This window comes from Bacillus sp. 103mf (genome assembly GCF_900116295.1).
Taxonomy (GTDB): domain Bacteria; phylum Bacillota; class Bacilli; order Bacillales; family Bacillaceae_G; genus Bacillus_A; species Bacillus_A bruguierae.
Genome location: NZ_FPAF01000007.1, coordinates 1 through 23,828, shown reverse-complemented (window position 1 = coordinate 23,828; position 23,828 = coordinate 1). Strand labels below are relative to the sequence as shown.

17 protein-coding genes and 1 tRNA gene are annotated in these 23,828 nt (G+C 38.6%); 6 read left to right on the top strand and 12 right to left on the bottom strand.

Going from position 1 to position 23,828, the window contains the following annotated elements:
- Window positions 1-173 precede the first annotated feature (173 nt).
- On the top strand, window positions 174-2,000 hold the full coding sequence (locus BM350_RS16500; protein ID WP_090919270.1) for a GW domain-containing glycosaminoglycan-binding protein: 1,827 nt from the start codon (window positions 174-176) through the stop codon (window positions 1,998-2,000).
- Window positions 2,001-2,946: 946 nt separating this feature from the next.
- On the opposite strand, the gene menB is transcribed toward BM350_RS16500, so the two are convergent.
- The 4 genes from menB to BM350_RS16475 are packed head-to-tail and all read right to left on the bottom strand — an operon-like array spanning window position 2,947 to window position 7,731.
- Window positions 2,947-3,765 (bottom strand): 1,4-dihydroxy-2-naphthoyl-CoA synthase, encoded by an 819-nt coding sequence (gene menB, locus BM350_RS16490; protein WP_090919266.1) that lies wholly within the window; start codon window positions 3,763-3,765, stop codon window positions 2,947-2,949.
- Window positions 3,762-4,589 carry a 2-succinyl-6-hydroxy-2,4-cyclohexadiene-1-carboxylate synthase gene (gene menH, locus BM350_RS16485; RefSeq protein WP_090919263.1) on the bottom strand — a complete coding sequence of 276 codons (828 nt, stop codon included), beginning with the start codon at window positions 4,587-4,589 and terminating at the stop codon, window positions 3,762-3,764. The genes menB and menH overlap by 4 nt, the downstream gene beginning before the upstream one ends.
- Window positions 4,586-6,340, bottom strand: a complete 1,755-nt coding sequence (gene menD / locus BM350_RS16480) for a 2-succinyl-5-enolpyruvyl-6-hydroxy-3-cyclohexene-1-carboxylic-acid synthase (RefSeq protein WP_090919260.1) — start codon at window positions 6,338-6,340, stop codon at window positions 4,586-4,588. Before menD ends, menH begins: the two co-directional genes overlap by 4 nt.
- The gene (locus tag BM350_RS16475) at window positions 6,337-7,731 is read right to left on the bottom strand and encodes an isochorismate synthase (RefSeq protein ID WP_090919257.1); all 1,395 of its coding nucleotides are present in this window, start codon (window positions 7,729-7,731) and stop codon (window positions 6,337-6,339) included. The genes menD and BM350_RS16475 overlap by 4 nt, the downstream gene beginning before the upstream one ends.
- A 225-nt stretch (window positions 7,732-7,956) precedes the next feature.
- Between BM350_RS16475 and BM350_RS16470 the strand changes: the two genes are divergently transcribed.
- A complete protein-coding gene (locus BM350_RS16470) occupies window positions 7,957-8,910 on the top strand; it encodes a 1,4-dihydroxy-2-naphthoate polyprenyltransferase (protein WP_090919254.1) in 954 nt (317 codons plus the stop codon).
- A 165-nt stretch (window positions 8,911-9,075) separates the two neighbouring features.
- Window positions 9,076-9,807, top strand: a complete 732-nt coding sequence (locus tag BM350_RS16465) for a yteA family sporulation protein (RefSeq protein ID WP_090919251.1) — start codon at window positions 9,076-9,078, stop codon at window positions 9,805-9,807.
- Window positions 9,808-9,970: 163 nt separating this feature from the next.
- On the opposite strand, the gene cspD is transcribed toward BM350_RS16465, so the two are convergent.
- Complete coding sequence (cspD, locus tag BM350_RS16460) at window positions 9,971-10,171, bottom strand: cold-shock protein CspD (RefSeq protein ID WP_035432508.1); 201 nt, start codon at window positions 10,169-10,171, stop codon at window positions 9,971-9,973.
- Window positions 10,172-10,461: 290 nt separating this feature from the next.
- On the opposite strand from cspD, the gene BM350_RS16455 reads away from it, so the two are divergent.
- Complete coding sequence (locus tag BM350_RS16455) at window positions 10,462-11,244, top strand: TIGR00266 family protein (protein ID WP_090919249.1); 783 nt, start codon at window positions 10,462-10,464, stop codon at window positions 11,242-11,244.
- A gap of 71 nt (window positions 11,245-11,315) precedes the next feature.
- The gene (locus BM350_RS16450) at window positions 11,316-12,062 is read left to right on the top strand and encodes a lipase family protein (protein WP_090919246.1); all 747 of its coding nucleotides are present in this window, start codon (window positions 11,316-11,318) and stop codon (window positions 12,060-12,062) included.
- A gap of 396 nt (window positions 12,063-12,458) precedes the next feature.
- Here the strand turns inward: BM350_RS16450 and BM350_RS16445 are convergent, their stop codons facing one another.
- The 6 genes from BM350_RS16445 to BM350_RS16420 all read right to left on the bottom strand — a co-directional run bounded on the left by BM350_RS16445 (window position 12,459) and on the right by BM350_RS16420 (window position 22,334).
- Window positions 12,459-14,867, bottom strand: a complete 2,409-nt coding sequence (locus tag BM350_RS16445; RefSeq protein WP_090919242.1) for a glycogen/starch/alpha-glucan phosphorylase — start codon at window positions 14,865-14,867, stop codon at window positions 12,459-12,461.
- Between the two features lie 67 nt (window positions 14,868-14,934).
- Window positions 14,935-16,440, bottom strand: a complete 1,506-nt coding sequence (gene glgA, locus BM350_RS16440; RefSeq protein ID WP_090919293.1) for a glycogen synthase GlgA — start codon at window positions 16,438-16,440, stop codon at window positions 14,935-14,937.
- Between the two features lie 86 nt (window positions 16,441-16,526).
- Complete coding sequence (locus BM350_RS16435; protein WP_090919239.1) at window positions 16,527-17,555, bottom strand: GlgC family sugar phosphate nucleotidyltransferase; 1,029 nt, start codon at window positions 17,553-17,555, stop codon at window positions 16,527-16,529.
- Window positions 17,556-18,040: 485 nt separating this feature from the next.
- Window positions 18,041-19,171 (bottom strand): glucose-1-phosphate adenylyltransferase, encoded by a 1,131-nt coding sequence (locus BM350_RS16430; RefSeq protein ID WP_090919236.1) that lies wholly within the window; start codon window positions 19,169-19,171, stop codon window positions 18,041-18,043.
- Window positions 19,119-21,026, bottom strand: coding sequence for a 1,4-alpha-glucan branching protein GlgB (glgB, locus tag BM350_RS16425; RefSeq protein ID WP_090919290.1), 1,908 nt, complete (start codon window positions 21,024-21,026; stop codon window positions 19,119-19,121). Before glgB ends, BM350_RS16430 begins: the two co-directional genes overlap by 53 nt.
- 363 nt (window positions 21,027-21,389) lie before the next feature.
- Window positions 21,390-22,334 carry an L-lactate dehydrogenase gene (locus BM350_RS16420; protein WP_090919234.1) on the bottom strand — a complete coding sequence of 315 codons (945 nt, stop codon included), beginning with the start codon at window positions 22,332-22,334 and terminating at the stop codon, window positions 21,390-21,392.
- Window positions 22,335-22,702: 368 nt separating this feature from the next.
- On the opposite strand from BM350_RS16420, the gene BM350_RS16415 reads away from it, so the two are divergent.
- A complete protein-coding gene (locus tag BM350_RS16415; protein WP_090919231.1) occupies window positions 22,703-23,626 on the top strand; it encodes an alpha/beta fold hydrolase in 924 nt (307 codons plus the stop codon).
- A 129-nt stretch (window positions 23,627-23,755) separates the two neighbouring features.
- On the opposite strand, the gene BM350_RS16410 is transcribed toward BM350_RS16415, so the two are convergent.
- A tRNA-Glu gene (locus BM350_RS16410) sits at window positions 23,756-23,827 on the bottom strand.
- Window position 23,828 lies beyond the last annotated feature (1 nt).

Below are 23,828 nucleotides of genomic sequence, written 5' to 3'. Positions count from 1 at the left end.
TTTATTATATGGGATCAAGAAAAAACCTTTCTTTGTGCAGAAAGGTTTTTTCCATTTATTTCTACAAATTTATTGAATCTTAATTTTTGAATACATTATAATGATTCTATATTAATATTAAAGATTTCCAATACAAAGGATACAAACTAATAAACGGAGTAGGAGAGAGACAAATGGGTAAAGAAAACAAGTTCACAAAATCAAGTAAAACAGTCATTGCAGGTGCATTAGGGGTAGGTGTTCTGTTATCGACTCCATCATTATTAAGTGCGGAAACATATAACCAAAACGAAGGGAACCTACAAGCAAATGTAGAGGTAAAAGGGACAGAATCAAAGGAAAACCCTCCTAAAACTGACATTCAAAAGCAAGAAGGTCAAAAAGATCAAGTAGAGACAGCTAACAGTAAAGAGAGTAACCAAATTAAACAAGAGGAAAAAGAAAAACAAGGTGTTCAAAAAGAAAGTAAAACGAAAGCTGACAACTTAAAAGTAGTCGAGGAAGAAAAAGCGAAACAAGATGTAACAAATGAAAAAACGTTATCTTCACAAAAGACAGAAGCTACTCCCATGAATAAAGATAATATTCTTATAAACACGGATGGTGAGAACGGTATTTGGACGAATCCAAAAGATTTAGAGGGTTCTCACTATGTAGGCCCTGCAAACGAATATGCAGGTATGGTCGTGCATTTGTCTCAAAAGATGGTTGTAGAGAATACTACATGGTATCAGTTTTGTGTAGGTGGAAAAGAAATTGGTTGGGTAGAAAGTAAATTGTTTGATAATGGTCTAACAGAAGTTCAATCTCGGCGTTTTCCGAATGACGCAATTAATGACGCAATTGTCGGTCAAGATACAAACGATGGGGTATGGTCTTTACCTTATGGTGTAAGCGGTGCAAAATATATTGCAAGTTCAAATGTATACTCTTTTGATACGATTAGAATAACAGCACAAGCAAAGATGAATGGTCAAATGTGGTATGCATTTAGTGTAGATGGAAAACATATTGGTTGGATTCACGATAAAGCATTAAGTAATAAAAATATAGGGAATGATCACTATTACATAATAATAGGAAGCTCAAATAGTCATGGGATTTGGACAAAGCCTTATGGACTTGCTTGCAGCAAATATGTAGCTCCAACTAGCCAATATGCATATGAAATGGTGAAATTAGTTAAAACTGTAGCATATAAAGGTACACAGTGGGGTCAAATTAAGAACGAAAAAGGTATTATTGGATGGATTGACCTTACAAAAGCAACGGCGAGTGTAGTTCCCTGTGGTATCGGTAGTGGCGTAGGGTCAGTGAGAGGAAACTTACCATCAAGTCACGGAATATGGACTCTACCTTACGGGGACAAGAATGCAAAGTGGGTTGGTTCTGTAAGTGATTATAGCTTTCAACCTGTAAAAATAGTTCAAAAAGTGTCAACAGGCAATGTTGGTTGGTGTAAAATCCAAGTTGGAGACCGCGTACTTGGTTGGGTAGACGCTCAAACACTAGTGGATCGGTCTATCTTTGAAGAAGACAAGACTGTTATGGCCGAAAATGTAAACGATCATGCAATTTGGTCGATTCCTTACGGGTTAGAAGGTGCTAAAAACGTAGGTAATGTTAGTGATTATGCGAACAGTATCATGCATGTCGACAAGTATACGTACGTCGACAATACTAGATGGTATCACGTAAGCGTAGATGGTCGTGATATTGGTTGGTTAGATTCAAAGGCAATCTCTGGAGCTTTTTATATACTTCAAAGAAGCGGGGTATATCATGTAAGTACGAACGATACGAGTCATGGTGTATGGTCTAGGCCATACGGTATGAAAAACGCTTCTTGGATTGGTTCAGCAGTAGAGTACAAGAATAAAAACCTAGAGTTAAAAATGTCTCTCAGATTACGCTATACAACTTGGTTTGCTTTTGATAACGGTCATGGCGGTGTATTTTGGATAGATAGTGATGTGGTGAGTGAGGGTAAAGTGAACTAAAACGGATTTACTCAACTTGTAGGCTCATCAAATACAGCTAAACGTACAATCAAATTGTAACCGTAGTTGCTCAATGTAGTAGTACAGGAGTACGATATGTGGAGACTAACGAAGACAATTAATAAAGGTGCATATATTATAAATGTAAACAACGAAGAAGAGATTTTAAATTACAAATAGTGTATTTTATAAAGAAGAAAGACAGTAAATCTCCTGATTGAGCAGGAGATTTCTCTGTTTTTGGAGTTTATGATTTTTTCAACAAATAGTTATTTTTGGGTTATCATATTTCAAACAAAGAAGGGGTACAAGCCGAGATACGTGTATATCTCAGCTGTACCCCAATTAGAAGTTATGTGAGCACGCTAAAAAAACAAGGAAAATCTATTTTTCAATGTACTAAAGAATGGATTGAAACGGGAGAATTAGACCTTTCTCCAACCAAAGGTTAGAAGTAGCGCCTCGTAGCAATTATCCCTATTTGTCTTGCGTTTTTTAATACGGGCTGAGTAGTTACAATTCCTCAAAATTCATTGATTATATTATAATAATAATCATAAAATCTTGAGAAGAGATATTTACTTTTTATATATTTTCATCATATATTATTGGTTTTTACCATTTCAACATACAAATAAAGGAATATGGAAAAACTTCTAATTTGAGCGCTTGAAATGTAAAGTTTACCGCCCACGAATAGAGGGATAAAATAAACATTTTTGAGAACTGTAGCTACTATGCAAAAAAGAGACTTAATGAATTCTCATTAAGTCTCTTTTTATTTTCCTTACTATTCAGCTTAAGCAACAGTCGGCTCCGCTTTCGACCTATCCAGCTACAGCGGCTAGAATGTTCGGTGGCTTCGCGCCTTCCTGCGAGGTAAAGTACACCTCTGCGTCAGGAGCTCCATCCCCCTCTCATTCTAAACGAGCCGCTTCCGCTTTTATCAAGGAAAACGAGGGAACTGTCCAAAGTCCGGACGGCGTTTTTCTTTAAACGCATCGCGGCCTTCTTTCGCTTCGTCTGTTGTGTAATATAGTAGCGTTGCATCGCCAGCTAGTTGCTGAATACCTGCAAGGCCGTCTGTGTCTGCATTAAATGCAGCTTTTAAGAAGCGAAGTGCCATTGGGCTGTTTGCTAAAATTTCTTCTGCCCATTTCACAGTTTCTTCTTCTAGTTGTTCTAATGGTACAACTGTGTTAATTAAGCCCATATCAAGCGCTTCTTGTGCGTTGTATTGACGGCATAGGTACCAAATTTCGCGCGCTTTCTTATGACCAACCATACGAGCTAAATAACCAGCGCCGTATCCACCGTCAAAACTTCCTACTTTTGGACCTGTTTGGCCAAATACTGCATTCTCTGCTGCGATTGTTAAATCACATACGATGTGAAGTACATGTCCGCCGCCGATTGCATAACCTGCTACCATTGCGATAACTGGTTTTGGAATTGCGCGAATTAAGCGTTGTAAATCTAATACGTTTAGACGTGGAATTTGATCGTCGCCAACGTATCCGCCATGACCGCGAACTTTTTGGTCACCGCCAGAACAGAATGCACGGCCACCTTCACCTGTTAAAATGATAACACCAACATTTTGATCATCGCGTGCATGTGCAAACGCATCGATTAACTCCATTACCGTTTTTGGACGGAATGCATTATGTACTTCAGGACGGTTAATCGAAATCTTTGCGATTCCATTGTATGTGGAATAAATAATATCTTCATAATTTCCTTCTTTTACCCATTCAATCGTCATTTATTTCTACCTCCTTTTATGTTTTGTAAAAAGCCCCTTACTATTGTATCAAACTTTTGCGGTTGTTCCACATGAATTGCATGACCCGATCCAATAATTTGTACAAATTCAGCATGAGGGATCTGTTTTTTCATCTTTGTTAAGATGTGAAAGAACTTTTCATCATATTCTCCGCTCATAAGTAAGACAGGCATTTGCAAGTGTTTTAGTTCATTCCACCAAGATGGCTGCGCTCCTGTTCCCATGCCCCGTAAGCTATTCGCAAGGCCCCTGGGATGATTCGCTAATCTTTCTTCACGTACACGAGCTTGTACATGGAGAGGCAGCTTTTTTTGCGTAGCAAAAAGCGGAATGTTTTCCCACTTTTCAACAAAAGCAGCAACGCCTTCTCGTTCAATCTTGTCAGCAAGCTGTTCATCCTTCTGTCTGCGCTCTTTACGTTCTTCTTCCGCTGTGAGTCCTGCTGTACAGTTTTCTAATAAAAGAGACGAGACACGCTTTGGATATAAACAAGCAAGCGTAAGAGCAAGGCGTCCTCCCATAGAATATCCTAATAGATGCGCTTTCTCAATTTGCAAATGATCAAGCACAGCAATGAGGTGCGCAGCTACCGTTTCTATGTGATAGTGCTGGATTTCTTCTGGACTTTCTGTATTACCATGTCCGATCAGATCAACTAAAATAACTTGAAACTGCTCGCTCCACGCCGGAACAAACGAACGCCACGTTTCCATACTTCCGGTGAAACCATGAAAGACAAGAAGCGGCTCACCGCTTCCAATCACTTCATATTCGTACGAAATACCATGTACGTTTACTTTCATTTCTCTTCACCTTGCAATGCTCGTGAAACAGTTGCTGCTGCCCTTTTCATAATGTCGCGGTGAAGCTGCAAGTTTTCTTCGCGATCTGTTTTTATTTCAATAACATGCAGTCCATCTTCTCTCGTTCCTTGCTCTACTTCATGACGAAACGCTTCCCACGTATGTACGCGCTGGAATGAACCGTTATACATCTTCACGACATGTTCATAATCAAGTCCGAGCGGCGTGCCAAATAGCGCTTCAAAATGTTCTTTTTGTCCATACTGTGGTAAAAATGAGAAAATACCGCCACCATCATTGTTTACAACAACAATCGTCGCATGTAAATCATGTAGTTTTGCCGCTAATAATCCGTTTAAATCATGGTAAAACGCTAAATCTCCCACGACTAATACGAGTGGCTTGCGAGCTACACTTACTCCAAGCGCCGTCGAAATAATGCCATCAATACCGTTTACACCGCGATTGGCTACTACTTCAATGTTCTTCTCATTTGTGAAGAAAAACGTATCTGTGTCGCGAATCGGCATACTATTACTTACAAATAAAGTTGCATCTTCCGGCAAAACATCTACAAGTTCTGTAATTACCTTTCCTTCAAATGCGTGCTCATACGATTCCATTTCTGTAAGCTTCTCTTTTACTGCGGCATTCATATGTTGCCACATATGAAGCCACTCTCGTTCGCTTCGCTGCTTCGCATCATTTGCAAGCTGCTCACAAAATGTAGCGTCATTTGCATACACAACTTCTGTGGACATAAGCACCGGATCTCGCCAATTTCCAGATTCATCAACGACAATATGCAATGCTTCCGTTTGCTTTTTTAAATATTGCGTAAGTGCTTTAGAAACCGGCATACCACCGAAGCGAATAATCACATCTGGTTTCCAGTTATCACGAAGTTGTTCGTTACGTAAAAAAGTGTCATAGCAATCGATAATTGTCTCTTTATCGTGAAGACCGCTGCGCAGCCCAGAAAGCGGATCTGCAACAATCGGATAACCGTATGCTTTAGAAAAAGCCACGACAGCTTCTGCAATATTCGGATGACTATCATCTCCACATACAATAAGCCCCTTTGCCATATGCGAAAGGCGCTCTCGTAAAGATGCTGCATATTCATCCGTCACCGCTATTTCCCCTTGATGAACAGCTGCTCCGTATTCTCCGCGGCCTTTTTCCCATAATTCTTCTAAAGAAAAGTCCGGAATTAACGGTTCACGAAGCGGAAAGTTTAGATGAACAGGTCCTTTTGGCGTTTGTAACGCCCCTGCTACTGCTCGCCCAGCTGTCATCCGTGCATACCGATACATTGGCTCTGCTGCTTCTGGAAGTGCCATTTCTATAAATTGTTTCACAAACGAACCGAACAAATGAAATTGATTCATCGCTTGCGGTGCACCAATATCTCGTAATTCATGCGGACGATCCGCTGTCAACACGAGAAGTGGGACGCGCGAATGAAATGCTTCGCATACAGCCGGATAATAGTTTGCTGCTGCTGTTCCTGACGTACATAACAAGGCGACAGGGCGTTTTTTTGCCTTCGCAATGCCAAGCGCAAAAAAGGCCGCTGATCTTTCATCTACGTGTAAATATGTGCGAATTTGTTCATGCTGCGCCATTAATAAGGCAAGCGGTGTTGACCGCGACCCCGGGCTAATGACAACATCCTCTACACTTAGGCGCGCCAATTCATCAACAAACGCGCCTAAGTAATATGATAGTGCTTCTATATGATCGCTCATCTAGATAGTCCCTCCAAAGCAGAAAGCATCGGCTTAAATTTCAATCTTGTTTCTTCATACTCCAAATGCGGCTTCGAATCTATGACAATACCGCAACCGGAAAATAATGAAGCATGTTTGCCAGACAATAACCCGCAGCGAAGCGCCACCGCAAACTCACCGTTTCCCTGCTCATCCAGCCAGCCAATTGGCGCTCCGTATAAACCACGGTCTAATAGTTCTACTTCACGAATGAGTTTTAGTGCTTCTTCTCGCGGCGTCCCGCCAAGAGCTGGTGTTGGGTGAAGCTCTTCAATAATCGTTAACAAATCACCATTTCCGTTTGCCTCTACTGATGTATATAAATGAAGTAAATTTTTCGTCTTCAATACACTCGGTTCATATGGAATATCAACTGTTTCACAATGCTTTGTTAACACACTGCGAATCATGTTTACAACATAAGCATGCTCTGCTAAATTTTTCTTATCATGCAAAAGCTCGTATCCATTCTCTTTCGTTTCCTCTTCTGAAGCACCTCGTCCAATCGAACCGGCAAGACACATAGATGTATATGTTTCTCCCTCTTTGCGAAGAAGCCTCTCTGGCGTCGCTCCTAAGAAACATGTTCCTTTATAATCAAACGCAAATACGTAACAATCCGGTTGTCCAATACGAAGTGCTGCCAAAACAGAAGTCGAATCCACATCTTTATCCATAACAAGTTGCATTTCACGAGCTAACACAACTTTTTGAACAGCGCCTCGCTTCATTTCTTCCTGCACTTGTTTAATTGCTTGCAACCATTTCTCCGGTTCTACCTCTACTTTTGAAAGAATGGTTACATGTTCTTCTGCAAAGGGATGCTTACTTTGCTGCAACAATTGCTTCTCAGCACTTTGCAATTCCTCGTAAATCTTTTCCGCACAATCATTTCCAGATACGAAACGGTTTACTGTTAACCAAGCTTTTTCATTTTTTACCGTTAACAAAAAGGCTGGTAATTGCAACGTCGTATCGTCAAATGTCTCCCACAAGTCTGTTCTTTCTTTTCGCGGATCGAAGGAAAAACCACCAAACAAAAGCGGTCCTGTCCCAAATTCATAAGCACCGCGGTGAATTACCGCTTCTTCTCTCACCTTTGCCCACTCCCTGCGAGCATTTTGAAAGCGCTTTTTAGAAGAATTTGCTATAGTAAAAGCAGAACCTATTCCAGCGAAAATAACGTGCTGTGCTGGGTCTGCAAAGTAACATCTATCTCTATATCCAAGTTGTGTTCCTGCTGCATAAAAAAGGAGTGGATCGACCCATTCCACTTGCTTTACAAAACTAACGAGTACTTGTCTCTCAGCTGCGCGCTGAATTGCAGTCAGAATCACATCTTTTACATCATGTTGTTTCGTTTGAATCACAGAATCTCCCCCCTATGGGCGAAAAATAGTCATAAATACGCTTGATTTTAAGATACACCTCAAATGAAAGGTGTGTCAATGTTTAGCATTTCTGAGAAAATCCGAGTACATTCCTAGAAAATAAACGTTGACACTATATGACGCTTTTCCTACACTTAATTGTGGGCTTTGCCCCGTGTTAGGACTCATTTTATTTTATACGATAGACAGATAGGAGGATTTCATATGGATGCAAAAGTTGAAATAAATCCCTCTTCCATGCAGCCAAAGCCAAGTAAACAAACAGGCTGGCGTATTTGGTGGAGCTTATTACGTCCTCATACATTAACTGCAGCCTTTGTGCCTGTTTTTATTGGAACAGCTTATGCGATGGAAGTTGAAGGTATTAACAAAATAAATGTGCCTCTTTTCCTTATCATGCTTCTTGCTTGCCTTCTCATACAAGCAGCAACAAACATGTTTAATGAATACTTTGATTACAAAAGGGGGCTCGATCATGAAGGATCTGTTGGAATTGGCGGGGCTATCGTTCGCGATGGGATTCAGCCAAAAACAGTATTGAACTTAGCGTTCGGATTCTTTGGCATTGCAATTTTATTAGGAGTTTACATTTGTATGAACTCCAGTTGGTGGCTCGCAGCACTTGGTCTTGTATGTATGGCTGTTGCCTATTTATATACAGGCGGTCCAATTCCAATTGCTTATACACCTTTTGGTGAATTAACAGCGGGGCTATTTATGGGTGTTATTATTATTGGAATTTCATTCTTTATTCAAACCGGAATGGTAACATCAGAAGTTGTATTACTCTCCATTCCAAATGCAATTTTAATCGGAGCCATTCTACTTGCGAATAATATTCGCGATTTAGATGGCGACAAAGAAAACGGCAGAAGAACATTAGCTATTTTGGTTGGAAGAAACAATGCAATTAGCATATTGGCATCTATGTTTATCATTTCTTATATATGGACGATTGCCCTTATTCTTGTCGGTATTGCCTCGCCATGGATGCTTGTAGTCTTTTTAAGTGTTCCAAAGGCATTTAAAGCAACGAAAGGTTTTATCGGAAAGAGCATTCCAATGGAAATGGCACCTGCGATGATTGCCACAGCAAAAACAAATACAATTTTTGGATTTTTAATGGGAATTGGGTTATTACTTGGATATTTCCTATAAGAAAAGCGCAAGTGTGGAAGCACTTGCGTTTTTTTATTGCGGATTCATGTCATATTGCGTCGAAAGGTCTTTATATTGTGCAAAAGCGCCGTTATATTCACGTAATAATTCCTGCAATTGAGCTCATACTACTTAAAGAAACCGAATTGTAGGAAGGTGGATTTTATGCTAACTCCACAACAAATGGATCATTTTCAATCTGTACTACAAAAGCAAAAACAAGAGCTGGAACAGACGCTGCAAAATCATGAGCATTCAGGGCAAGCTTCTGAACGCGATGCAGTTGGCGAACTCTCTGCATATGATAATCATCCAGGGGATATGGGAACAGAATTGTATGAACGCGAGAAAGACTTAGGATTAGTAGAATTTTGGCATAAACAACTTACAGATGTAAAACATGCCCTAGAAAAAATAGAAGCTGGAACGTATGGAATTTGTGAAGTATCAGGTGAACCGATTCCGCTTGAACGTTTAGAAGCCATGCCAACTGCCACCACTTGTATCGAACACACACATAATAAGCTAATCCTTGGCGCACGTCCGATTGAGGAAGAACTTATCGAGCCGCCTTTTGGTAAATATGATATGGATAGTGCCATTGGATATGACGCTGAAGATGCTTGGCAAGACGTTGCTTTATATGGAACATCCGAAACACCTTCTGATTTAGAGCGCCGCGACTCTAAAAATTTTGATGAGATGTATGTAGATGCCGAGGAACCTCGCGGATATGTTGAGGATTTTGAAAACTTTATTGGAACAGATATGTACGGAAAAAACGTGCAAGTATACGCTACAGAAGAACACGAAGAATATGAACAAATGCTAGATGACTACGAAGCAAGAACATTTAAAGGCGAACTTTCCTCAGACGAGTCCAGTTCAAGGCCATAAAGTGAAACTTGCATCGGAGTGCACTTTCCCCGATGGTTAGCCCGCCCAATCGGGCTCTAACGGGCAGTTTTCCCTTCCCGCTTCTTTCCAACCTTGTACTGCCCGTTAGAGCGGGATAAAAAAAGAAACATTCCTGAATAAGGAATGTTTCTTTTTGCCATCATTACTTTTTAGTAACGTTAGCAGCTTGAGGTCCACGGTTACCTTCAACGATTTCGAAAGAAACTTCTTGACCTTCTTCTAAAGTTTTGAAGCCTTCGCCTTGAATTGCAGAGAAATGTACGAATACATCTTCGCCACCTTCAACTTCGATGAAACCGAAACCTTTTTCGCCGTTAAACCATTTTACTTTTCCTGTTTGCATTGCATGTACCTCCTAAAATAAAAAAGAAATCTATCTATTGGAAACTACATACAAAGGTAGAGATAAACATCATGATTTTCTCACAAGCTAATGCTTTGAAACGAACACGCTTTATTTCCGTACCACGTTATGCAGCTCAATAGTTCTTTTACTATATCATGCCCGAAATAAAACGTCAAACAAAACAGAAATATCTTGTTTGAAAATTTACAAAACTTGTATTTTCTATTTGAAGATATTCCGGTACAATATAAATGTATTCATACATATTTATTACTTGAGGTGAAACGATGAAAGCACATGAAATCGAATACAAATTATATGGCGATGACATGCAATTTGTTGAAATTGAATTAGATCCAGAGGAGAGCGTAGTTGCTGAAGCTGGTGCTATGATGATGATGGAAGACAATATTGAAATGGAAACAGTATTTGGTGACGGTTCCGCCCAAACAGGTGGATTTTTCGGCAAACTTGTTGGTGCCGGAAAACGCCTTGTGACAGGTGAGAGCATGTTTATGACTGTATTTACAAATACAGGGTATGAAAAACGTCACGTCTCATTTGCAGCTCCGTACCCTGGAAAAATTATTCCTGTTGATTTAACGAAATATCAAGGAAAGGTAATCTGCCAAAAAGATTCTTTCCTATGTGCTGCAAAAGGTGTTTCTGTCGGTATTGAATTTACGAAAAAAATAGGCAGTGGTTTCTTCGGCGGCGAAGGATTTATTATGCAAAAGCTTGAAGGTGACGGCCTTGCGTTCATGCATGCTGGTGGAACAGTTTATCAGCGTGATTTAAAGCCAGGAGAAAAACTCAAAATTGATACTGGCTGCCTTGTTGCTATGACAAAAGATGTTGACTATGATATTCAATTTGTTGGCAATGTAAAAAGCGCAATCTTCGGCGGCGAAGGCCTATTCTTCGCAACATTACAAGGACCTGGAACAGTTTGGGTTCAATCCTTAACATTAAGCCGCTTAGCGGAGCGCATCATAGGACCAGGGGCAAAAAACTCTGGAGAAGGTAGTATTCTTGGCGGGATCGGCCGCATTCTTGATGGAAGCGAATAATCTTATAAAAGAATGAAACATATATCCTCCTCATATATTGAATTATACTTCATCATGAGGAGGATTTTTCTATGCCAACTTCTGTATCCTTTCATAAGGATACCGCTATATTGTTAGCTACATGCTGCGAACTAACATATGAGCAATATAACCAAAATGGCATTTTTACTATTCCGAAAGGTTTCCGGTATGTACAAGGCTTTCAAGCAACAGCTATTCAAGAAACGGAATGGTTTGGATTCATTTTAGAGTCGGACGATCAAATTATTGTAGCCTTTCGCGGGACACAATCAGACCGTGATTGGATTGCTGATTCTATCGTCCAACAAAAACCGTACCCATTTACTGCAAACAGTGGGCATGTTCATAGCGGTTTTCTTTCTATTTATGAATCATGCCGAGATACAATTATGGATACCCTCGTTTCCTTGTCTTCCTCTAAAGCTCTTTTCGTTACTGGACATAGTTTAGGAGGAGCCCTTGCTACTTTGCACATACTAGATGCTCGTGTAAACACTTCATTCTCTCATTACGCACTCTACAGTTTCGGCTCTCCAAAAGTCGGTGATATCGCCTTTCGAAATTATTATAAAATACAAGTTGCCAATAGCTTTCGTTTCGTAAATCTATTTGATGTTGTTCCGCTTCTTCCTCCACGTAAAGTACAATTTGAAGAAAATGAATGGGAATATTCCCATACCCATCGTAGTATGACATTTACAAAAAATATGCATTCCTTTATAAAAAACCATCACATTACAACATATAAAATGGCAATTTCTACTCATTTTCAAAGGGATACATTTGAAGAATTGTAGTAATCTTTTATCCTTATTTACGATGGACACGGTATATATAAATACAAATTGAAAAAACGACATAAACCCTCTTTTTTTAGGTGGGCGAGAGCAACTGGCCATGTATAGAAGCGGTCAGGGCCTTTTTCTGCTACGTGCGATGTTTAAAACAAAAAGAGCAGGCCAGTAGCGGGCATGTTGTATTTTGCATAGCAGCGGTTTATATGTTGGAAAATCAAAGTGAATCTATAGATTATATACAACGTTCTATTCTATTTCTGTGGTAAAGTAAAACGACTTGGAATTTTCCAAGTCGTTTTTCATGTCGAACAACGTCGAAGGGTCTTTAACTTGTGTCGAATCGCCGATAAATGCTCTGATTCCGCCGATATATTGATAGGCAGTAAGCCCCCCACTTTATCTCACCCACATACCTTCTGTGATTCTCCAAATATCATGACTGTACTGCAAAATTGTTCGATCACTTGCAAAATGACCAGATTTCGCAATATTCATCGTACTCATTTCTAACCATTTTTTTCGATTTTTGTATGTTTCTCCAACTTTTTCTTGCATATCTGCATATGGTGCGAAATCCCGAAGAACAAAATATTCATCATTTTGAATAAGGAGAGAATCAAAAATGGCTTCAAACTCATCACCCGCATCTTCAAAAAAACCATTTGTCAACTGATTAACAACTTTTTGAATGCGTGTATCATGATGATAATAATCGCTTGCACGGTATCCGCCATTTTGATAATAATGCAGCACTTCTTCAGCCGTTAAACCAAAAATAAAAATAACATCATTCCCAACAGCTTCTTTAATTTCAACATTCGCACCATCTAGCGTACCTAGCGTTATCGCACCGTTCATCATAAATTTCATATTTCCGGTTCCCGATGCTTCTTTACTTGCAGTTGAAATTTGTTCACTCACATCTGCTGCTGGAAAAATATCTTCAGCAAGTGAAACGCGATAGTTTTCTAGAAAAATAACTTTCATATATTGATTGACATACGGATCATCATTTACTTTTCGCGCCAATTCATTTATGAGTTTAATAATCTTTTTTGCATAATAATAACCAGGCGATGCCTTTGCACCAAAAATAAATGTACGCGGATAAAAGGAAAAACTAGAATCTTCTTTTAAACGATTGTACAAATATAAAATATGCAGTACATTTAACAATTGCCGCTTATAAGCATGCAGACGTTTTACTTGTACATCAAAAATAGAATACGGATCCACAACAATACCAGTTTGTTTTTCAATCCGTTTCATTAGCAATTCTTTTCGCACTTGTTTTACATTATGAAGCAAATCCTGAAACGCTGCATCGTATTTATAATTTTCTAAAGCTTGCAGCTGATCCGGTTCTTTCATCCAATCTGTTCCAATTGTGTCACAAATTAATTTCGATAGCTGTGGATTTGCTTTTAATAACCAGCGCCGGTGCGTAATTCCATTTGTCTTATTATTAAACTTCTCTGGATAAAACTCATAAAACAACCGCATTTCTCGCTGTTTTAATATTTCCGTATGAATTTTCGCAACGCCGTTTACACTATGACTCCCCACAATTGCCAAATGCGCCATCTTCACAAGCCCATGAGCGATAATTGCCATGTTTTCGATACGATTCCAATCATACGAATAGCGGTCCCATAATTCATGACAAAAACGCTCATTAATTTCTTGTACAATCATATAAATGCGTGGTAATAGCGGTTCGAAAATATGAATCGGCCATTTTTCTAACGCTTCCGATAAGGTTGTGTGATTTGTATAAGAAATCGTATGTGTTGTAACGTACCACGCATCTTCCCAACTCATCTTTTCCTCATCAAGCAAAATGCGCATTAATTCTGGAATTGCTAAAACCGGATGTGTATCATTAATATGAATGGCAATTTTCTCATGCAAATTACGAAGCGTACCATTTCGTTCCCGGTGCAACCGCACAATTTTTTGTAAGCTGGCCGACACAAGAAAATATTGCTGTTTCAAACGAAGTATTTTCCCTTCATCATGCGTATCATCTGGATATAAGAACTCCGAGACCGCTTCTGTTTCTCGCTTATATTTTAATACGTCCTTGCAGTTCGGCGGAAATGGAACCGGCTCTGCACTCCAAAGGCACAGTGTATTGACAGTACTTGTCTCATACCCAACAACAGGTACATCATACGGTACAGCCATAATCGTTTCCGCATTAATGTGCCGAAACTCTAAACGCCCACCAGACTGAAATGTATCAACTTGTCCCCAAAAACTAACTTCCACCGCTTGGTCATGTCTTCGTACCTCCCAAACATTTCCGTGCCGCAGCCATTGCTCTGGCAGTTCAATTTGATAACCATCCACAATTTTTTGATCAAACAAACCGTGCTTATAGCGAATCCCACACCCGTGTCCTGGTAAATTTAACGAAGCAAGCGAATCAAGAAAACAGGCAGCTAAACGACCGAGACCGCCATTTCCAAGGCCAGCATCCGCTTCAATTTCCTCAAGATCTTGCAAATAAATCCCAAGCTCTTCTAATCCTCGTTCACATACATCGCGTATTCCTAAATTTAATATATTACTTCCTAACAAACGTCCTAATAAAAACTCAATAGATAAATAATACATTTGCTTCTGATTATCTGTCCGGTACCGTTCATTCGTCCCAATCCAGCGCTGACTAATATATTCACGTACCATATGACCAAGCGTATTATATTGATCTTGCACAGTCGAATCTTTAAAACTTTTCCCATACATTGTTTCGAGCTTTTCTAAAAAAGCAGCTTTAAAATTCTCTGTATTTGAGAACAATCTTCTCACCTCTTTCAAAGTGAAACTTCCAGCAATGGTTTTCCCACTGCTGGTTCGCTCTATCCTACTACTTGTTAACAGAAAAAATCGGTTGCTTATAATTACTCTTCTTTTCTTCCTTATTAGACTGCGATTCTTGATGTGAGCCGGACAATCTTTCATATAGCTCCTTATATTGCTGTGCAGACTGCTTCCAGCTATAATCCTCTGTCATCGCACGTTTCATAAGAGACTGCCATACCTTTTTGTCGTGATAATAATGCAGAGCACGCTGCACTGTATGCAGCATATCGTGCGCATTAAAGTTCGTAAAACTAAAGCCATTTCCTTCATTTGTAGCTTCATTATACGATTGAACAGTATCATTTAAACCGCCTGTTTCCCGTACAATTGGAATCGCTCCGTACATAAGAGCAATGAGCTGCCCAAGACCACATGGTTCAAATAAAGATGGCATTAAAAATAAATCGGCCCCGGCATATACTTGATGTGCCAGTTCTTCATGAAATCCAATATATACTTTCACTTTATCTGAGTATTCATATGCCATGTGTTCAAAAAACTGTTCATATTCTTTATCGCCCGACCCAAGTACAATAAATTGCACATCTTCTTGCATGATTTCATGAAAAACATGACGCACTAAATCTAATCCTTTTTGCTTCGTTAAACGAGTAACCATTGCAATAATTGGTGCATCTTCTTTTTCTGGTAATCCAAAATAACGCTGCAGAGCACGTTTATTCTCTCTTTTTTTATAGAGTGAATTTGCATCATACATTGTCGCTATCGTTTTATCATTCTTTGGGTTGTACAACACATCATCAATTCCATTTACAATCCCAACAAGTTTATCGTTATATTTACGCAGTAAACCATCTAACTTCTCTCCAAAAAACGAATATTGAATTTCTTCTTTATATGTCGGACTTACCGCTGTAATGATATCAGAGGCAATAATTCCGCCTTTCATAAAGTTAATGTTTCCATAAAATTCAAGTTGTTCACTATGAAAATACTCATCACCAAGCTCTAATAAGTCATTCATAACAATGCGCGGGAACACCCCTTGAAACTGTAAATTATGAATCGTAAAAACCGTCTTTATCTTTTCATATAATGGCTGCTCACGATATTTTTCTCGCAATAAAAAATTTGCCATCGCTGTATGCCAATCGTGGCAATGCAGAACATCCACTTCAAAATCTAAATATGGAATGCACTCTAATACTGCCTTTGAGAAAAATGAAAAACGTTCGCCATCATCATAATGACCATATAGTGAATCACGTTTAAAATAATACTCATTGTCGATAAAGTAATACGTAATTTCTTTATGTTCCATTTTCAAAATACCGCAATATTGCTTACGCCAGCCAAGCTGAACCGTAAGTACTTTATGAAGCACACATTTTTTTCTTATATGCTCCGGAATTAAACTATAATATGGAAGCATAACGCGCACGTTCATCCCAAGCTTTTGCAACGCCTTCGGAAGTGCTCCGGCCACATCTGCTAATCCACCCGATTTAATAAATGGTACGCACTCTGATACTGCAAATAAAATATTCACTGTAGTCGTCTCTCCGCAATAGTCAAGCATAGGTAAACTACATTTACCTATGCCGCACATGCAGATTCCTCCTCTCAATTCTTATCTTAATGAATTGTTACATCACTACTTTGAATCTTTCCTTTCTCTACAACAAATGGATAACTTGAACCTGTTAATATTGTTCCATCTTCAATCTTTACATCTTTATCAAGGATTACACCATCTAGTATACAATTCTCTCCAATTTGGCTCTTTTGCATAATAATGCTATTACGAACGATAGAGCCTTTTCCAATCTTTACAGAACGAAAGACAACGCTATTTTCTACTTCCCCTTCAATAATGCTGCCGTTAGCAATCATTGCATTATGTACACTTGCCTCTTTTCCGTATCTTGTTGGTGGTTCATCCTTTACTTTCGTAAAAATTGGCGCCTCTTTTTTAAAGAGTTGCTTCCAAATGCACGGCTGCAGTATCTCTAAACTATGTTTATAGTAACTTTCAATTGAATCTATGACTGCCACATAACCAGTATGCTCATATCTTTCCATACGCAGCGAAGCATTTCGTTTTTCTTTGACAACATCAAGTAAGCTATAGTAGCCCATATCTTGATACATCTCAAACAAATGTAATAATAACTCCTTCTTTAGTACATACGTCTGAAGCGACTTACCACGATGACATACTTCCGTAATATGTGCGTTTGTATATAAATGACGCTCTAATACAGCTTGGAAATCAAGCGCTGTTACAACATGACTATTTGTAATCACAACATATTCTTGCTTACTACGTAAAAAGTAGTCAATATGTCTACTAAAATGAGCAAACGATCCAAACTCATCTTGCGTACATTGGCAATTTGGAGGAAATAAAAATAAGCCGTCGCGTTTTCGATCTAAATCCCACTGTTTCCCAGAACCGAGGTGATCCATGAGAGAACGATTTTTATGACTTGTGAAAATAGCTACACTATGAATATGAGAATTTACCATATTGGAAAGCATAAAATCTATTAAACGGTAACGTCCGCCAAACGGCAATACCGCCAATGATCGATGATTTGTTACTTGCTGCAATGATGGAAAATTCTCTGTCGCATTAATAATTCCTAACATTGATTCTCTCACTCATCTCATCCCCTTTTCGTCACGCTCTAACAGAAAGTAAAATAGTCATTCATAAAAACCACTTATAGAAATTCATTTTGATCTTTCGACATAAAGATTGCTGCTATGCAGAAAAAAAGATTCTTCTCTCGCTTTCTCCCTTTGTTTTAAACCATTGCATGTGGCAGGGATAAGGAACTGACCGCTTCTACGCATGACCAGAGGCTCTCGTCCCCCTTAAGAAAGAAAGGAGAATTATGATGTTTTTTAACTTCTATACATATAAATTCATTTTGACTTTTCAACATATAAATCGCGGCTATGCAGAACAAAAAAAGACTTGCTCTCGCTTTCTCCCTTTGTTTGAAATCATTGCATGTGGCAGGATAAGGAACTGACCGCTTCTACACATGGCCAGAGGCTCTCGTCCCCCTTAAAAAGAAAGGGGATTTTCATTTCGTTTTTTTCAATACATATACCTTCCCTTACAAATCATTCATCACACTTTACATTTCCTCTGCAATTAACAAAACGTCTTCTATATTTTTTTCTGGACGAATAATTGTTCCATCTTCAATAACCATTCCTGGCGCAACAATAGCACGCTCAATCACAGCATTCTTTCCAACCTTAGCATCTGGCATAATAACTGAATCGACAATTCTGCTTCCTTCCTCTACAATTACCCCTTGAAACAATACAGAATGCTGCACATTCCCTTCAACAACACAGCCTTCATTAATTAACGATTCTTCCACTTCTGCTGATGGTGCAATATATTGAGGCGGCTGATTCGGATTTACAGAACAAATTCTCCAATCAAAGTCATATAAATTAAGCGATGAATCTTCCTGAAGTAGATCCATATTTGCCTCCCATAAGCTCTTCACTGTTCCAACATCTTTCCAATACCCACTAAATGGGTACGCAACAAGTTTTTTACCTTCGTCTAGTAAAAGCGGGATCACATCTTTCCCGAAGTCATTACTAGATCCTGGATTTCTTGCATCCATTTCTAAATACTCTTTTAAAATAGCCCAGTTAAAAATATAAATTCCCATTGAAGCTAGATTGCTCTTTGGAAATTGCGGCTTTTCTTCAAATTCAACAATTTCCATCGCTTCATTTGTATTCATAATGCCAAAGCGGTTCGCTTCATCCCAAGGTACTTCAATAACAGAAATAGAGACATCCGCTTCTCGTTCCATATGATAATCAAGCATTTTTGCATAATCCATCTTATAAATATGATCTCCAGATAAAATGAGAACATGTTCTGGATCATACTGCTTTAAATAGTTTAAATTTTGATAAATGGCACTTGCCGTTCCTGTATACCATTTCACACCTGAAGACTCGGCATAAGGAGGAAGTACAGTAACCCCCCCATTTACGCGGTCTAAATCCCATGCATCTCCAATACCGATATAACTATGCAACTCTAACGGCTGGTATTGTGTTAAAATCCCGGCTGTTTCAATACCAGAATTCGCACAGTTACTTAATGCAAAATCAATAATGCGATATTTCCCCCCAAATGGAACAGCTGGCTTAGCTAGATTTTTTGTTAATGCACTTAGACGACTACCTTTTCCCCCTGCTAATAACATTGCTACGCACTTCTGTTTTTGAACCATCTTGTTTACTACTCCCCTTTCGTGTTTTCACTGGTCGTAAAATTGAAATTCCAAATGGTGGTATTGTCATTTCGACATGTGCAGGCTGATTATGATAAGGTTCCATAATCACCTTTAATCGCTTTTTATTAATTTGTCCCGAACCGCCATATGCAGAACTATCGCTATTTAAAATTTCGTTATAATAGCGAAATGCCGGTACACCAACTTTATAATTTTCATACACCGTGCTTGTAAAGTTGCAAACGATAACGAGAACATCCTCTTCTCTTTCTCCTTGGCGAATAAACGAAAAAACACTTTGTTCACGGTTATCCGCATCGATCCACTGAAAGCCTTTCGGTGTATGGTCAAGCTGCCAAAGCGGCTTAGAACGCTTATACAATGCTATGAGCTCCTTGAAATAATCATGCATACAATTATGCATCTCAAAATCATGTAAACTCCAATCTAAGTCTTCAAGGTCTTTCCATTCATCAAATTGTCCAAACTCACCACCCATAAAGAGCAGTTTCTTCCCTGGATGTGCAAATAAATAGCCGTACAATAAACGAAGCTGAGCAAACTTGGCCCAATAGTCACCTGGCATTTTATTTAACAGCGACTTCTTCCCATGTACAACCTCATCATGTGATAAAGGTAAAATAAAATTCTCAGAATACGCGTACAGCAGCGAAAATGTTACTTTATCATGAATATATTTCCGATACTCCGGCGCACATTCCATATATTTTAAAATGTCATTCATCCAGCCCATATTCCACTTATAATTAAAGCCAAGTCCACCTTCATAAGTCGGTGCTGTTACGAGTGGCCACGCCGTTGAATCTTCCGCAGTCATTAAGAAAGTAGGATCTTCTGCAAATACAGCTTCATTCAACTGTTGCAGGAATGATACTGCATGCTCATTGCTTTCCTGCCCTCCATTTCGCTCCCAATACAACATATTCGCAACCGCATCTACCCGAAAACCGTCAATATGATAAAACTTCATCCAAAACAGCGCATTTGAAATAAGGAAATTTCGCACTTCTTGTTTTCCTAAATCAAAATTCACCGTCCCCCATACACGGTTTTCTTGCACATCAAGATCTTTATATTCATATGCCGGTTCCCCGTCAAATAAATAAAGTCCATGAGCATCTTTACAAAAATGTCCTGGCACCCAATCTAAGATGACACCGATCCCATATTTATGACATTCATCGACAAAATACATAAAATCTTGTGGCGTTCCGTATCTACTTGTCGGTGTATAATAGCCCGTTCCTTGATATCCCCAAGAACGATCATATGGGTGTTCAATGAGCGGCATAATTTCAATATGAGTAAATTGGTGCTCTGTTACATACGGAATAAGTTCATCTGCCATTTCTTTATAAGAATAAAAAGACCCATCTTCTTTCTTTTTCCAAGAGCCAAAGTGAAGCTCATAAATGGCTAACGGTTCATTATAGATCAGCTTTCGTTTCTTTTTTTGAAACCATTTCTGATCTTTCCACTTGTATCCTTTTATATCATAAACAACGGATGCCGTACTTGGCCGAACTTCAGCATACATTGCATACGGATCTGCTTTTAAAATAGTATGCCCTTCTCGTGTTTGAATTGCATACTTGTATAATTCCTGCTGAGGAACATGCGGTATAAATAAAGACCAAATCCCTTTCTCTGTCACTCGTATCATTTCATGCATCTCGCTATTCCACTCATTAAAATCTCCTACAATACTCACAGCTTGTGCATGAGGTGCCCATACGGAAAAACGTGTGCCTTCCATTCCATTTTCCATCGTCAAATGAGCACCAAGTATCTCATAGCTATCATAAAACTTTTCTTCATGGAACAATAACATGTCTTCCACATTACACTTTGTCTCAATCACTATGTTCACCTCACAAGATGACAGAATTTTAAATATGTTATTACTATTCTTCGGTAAATTGAAATATCCTTGCGAATTTCTAAAAAAACATACGTTTTTTTATAGAAATTCGCGGTAATTTTATGAAATTTAACCAAAAAATATCGAATTTTGACGAATATTTATTGAAAGCGTTTTATTTTAAAATAATTTTTTTAGTAGAAAAAAAGGGGAATTTACCACTATTCTGTTATTGCTTTCCATTAAAGTAAAACATAAAAAAACCCTTTCCGGCAAAGGGGTGAAATAAAGGGATATACAGGGGAGGCCGGAAAGGGATTTATACAATTGGGATTATAGTACTGGTGCCATAGTCTCTTTTAGCACTTTTATGGAATGATCAAATTTCAATTCTTCTTCTGCATTTAATTCAAGCTCTACAATTTCTCGAATACCTTGACGGTTGATAACTGCTGGAACACCTACGTAAACATCTTGTTGTCCGTATTGTCCTTCAAGATATGCAGATACTGTCAATACGCTGTTCTCGTTGTTTAAGATCGCTTTCGTTACACGTAATAGTGACATACCGATACCGTAGTAAGTTGCACCTTTACGTTGAATAATATGATAAGCAGCATCGCGTACATTTACAAAGATTTCGTCTAATTCGCTTTGATTGTACTTTTCATTGTTTGCTAAGATTGTTTCTAGCTTTTGTACACCGATAGTAGTATGGCTCCATACAGGAAGCTCTGTGTCACCATGTTCACCAATGATATACGCATGCACGTTACGTGGATCTACCTCTAAGTACTCACCTAGCATATAACGGAAACGAGCAGAGTCTAAAGTTGTACCAGAACCGAGTACGCGCTCTTTTGGTAATCCAGATTCTTTCCAAGTTACATAAGTTAAAATGTCCACTGGGTTAGTTGCGATTAAGAAGATACCATCAAATCCGCTATCCATAATACCACGAACGATTTGTTTAAAGATTTTTGTATTCTTCTCAACTAAATCTAAGCGAGTTTCCCCTGGCTTTTGCGGTAATCCAGCAGTGATAACAACAAGATCTGCATCTTTACAATCCGCATAGCTACCTTTCCAAACTTTTGTTGGAGATGGAGCAAATGGAACCGCATGGCTTAAATCCATTGCTTCGCCTTCTGCTTTTGCTTCGTTTACGTCAACAAGAACAAACTCTTCAGCTACACCTTGGTTAATCATAGAATATGCATAGCTGCAACCTACAGCTCCTGTTCCTACTAATACTACGCGGTTAATACCTTTTTTCATGGTAAAATCCCCTCTCTATTTTTCAATATCATCATTAGCATTGTCATTTAAGTAAATAATTAAAATACTGTTTTTATATTGTTTAACTTCCTTACACACATATTGTAGCACGTTTTTTTTGTGAATGTATTCACATTTTATGACCCATTTGTGAAATTTATCACATATAGGGGAAAGTTATAATATTAAGTATGGAATCAATTTTAATGGGAGCGTTTTCTTTAGATTGTGAACAAAAATAATACAGTATTTCATTTTACCAATAGACTATATTATATAATAAAAATCCCAGTATTTACAAATAAACTACTCTCATTATAAGATTAGACTGAACAGTCGGTTTATAATTTATTATGGGAGTGAATAATATGAAAGATCACATCATAACTTTACAAGACGGACGCAAGTTAGCCTATATTGAATATGGTAAAACAAATGGATTACCAGTCATGCTGTTTCATGGTACACCCGGTTCAAGAATTTGGGCATTAGCAGATGATATGGTAGCGAAACGATTAGGCATACGACTTATTTCAATAGATAGACCTGGCTACGGGCTCTCTGATCCAAAACAGAATCGAACAGTTCTGAATTGGGCAGAAGATGTAAATGAATTAGCAGATCAACTAAAACTCCAAACTTTTTCTATTATAGGTGTCTCAGGCGGAGGCGCTTATGCAGCGGCCTGTGCTTACAAAATCCCTGAGCGCTTACAATCCGTACAAATGGTTTCTAGTGCAACTCCGTTTGAAAATGAAGAGCCGCCAGCCAGTATGTGCCGTGAAAATCGAATTGCCTTCTTTATCTCCAAACGCTTACCTTTGCTATTAAAATGGGCATATCGTGCTCAAAAAAAGCAAATGGAAAAGAACCCTGAAAAATATATGCAAGGGATGAAAAAAGGAAATAGACATTTATGCAAATGGGATCAACAATTTATTCAAACAGATGAAGATATTAAATTAACTATGATCCACATGAAAGAAGCGTTAAGAAATAGTGTAGATGAAGCAGTAACAGAACCTGCTCTCTTAGCAAAACACTGGGGATTTAATTTTCAAAACATTTCTATTCCTATCCATATTTGGCATGGTACAGCCGACACTTTATCTTCAATAGAAGAAATAAAAAAAGTAGCCTCAGCTACTCCTCATGTAACAACACATTATATAAAAGATGCAGGACATTTCTTACCTGATGATCCCCACATATGGGAATCTATTTTACAAACAATTATTCATGATGCAGATGGGACAAACAAATCCAGTATATCATTTCATACTTCTATTTGATCCATTTTGAGGTGGGAGTATTACTGCCCACGAATAGCGGGATAAAAATCAAGGAAAACCAGCTAAAATAGAGAAGTAACTATTCATTATACACAAAAAGAGATAGCAGATTATGCTATCTCTTTAATATGACCCGTACGGGATTCGAACCCGTGTTACCGCCGTGAAAGGGCGGTGTCTTAACCACTTGACCAACGGGCCA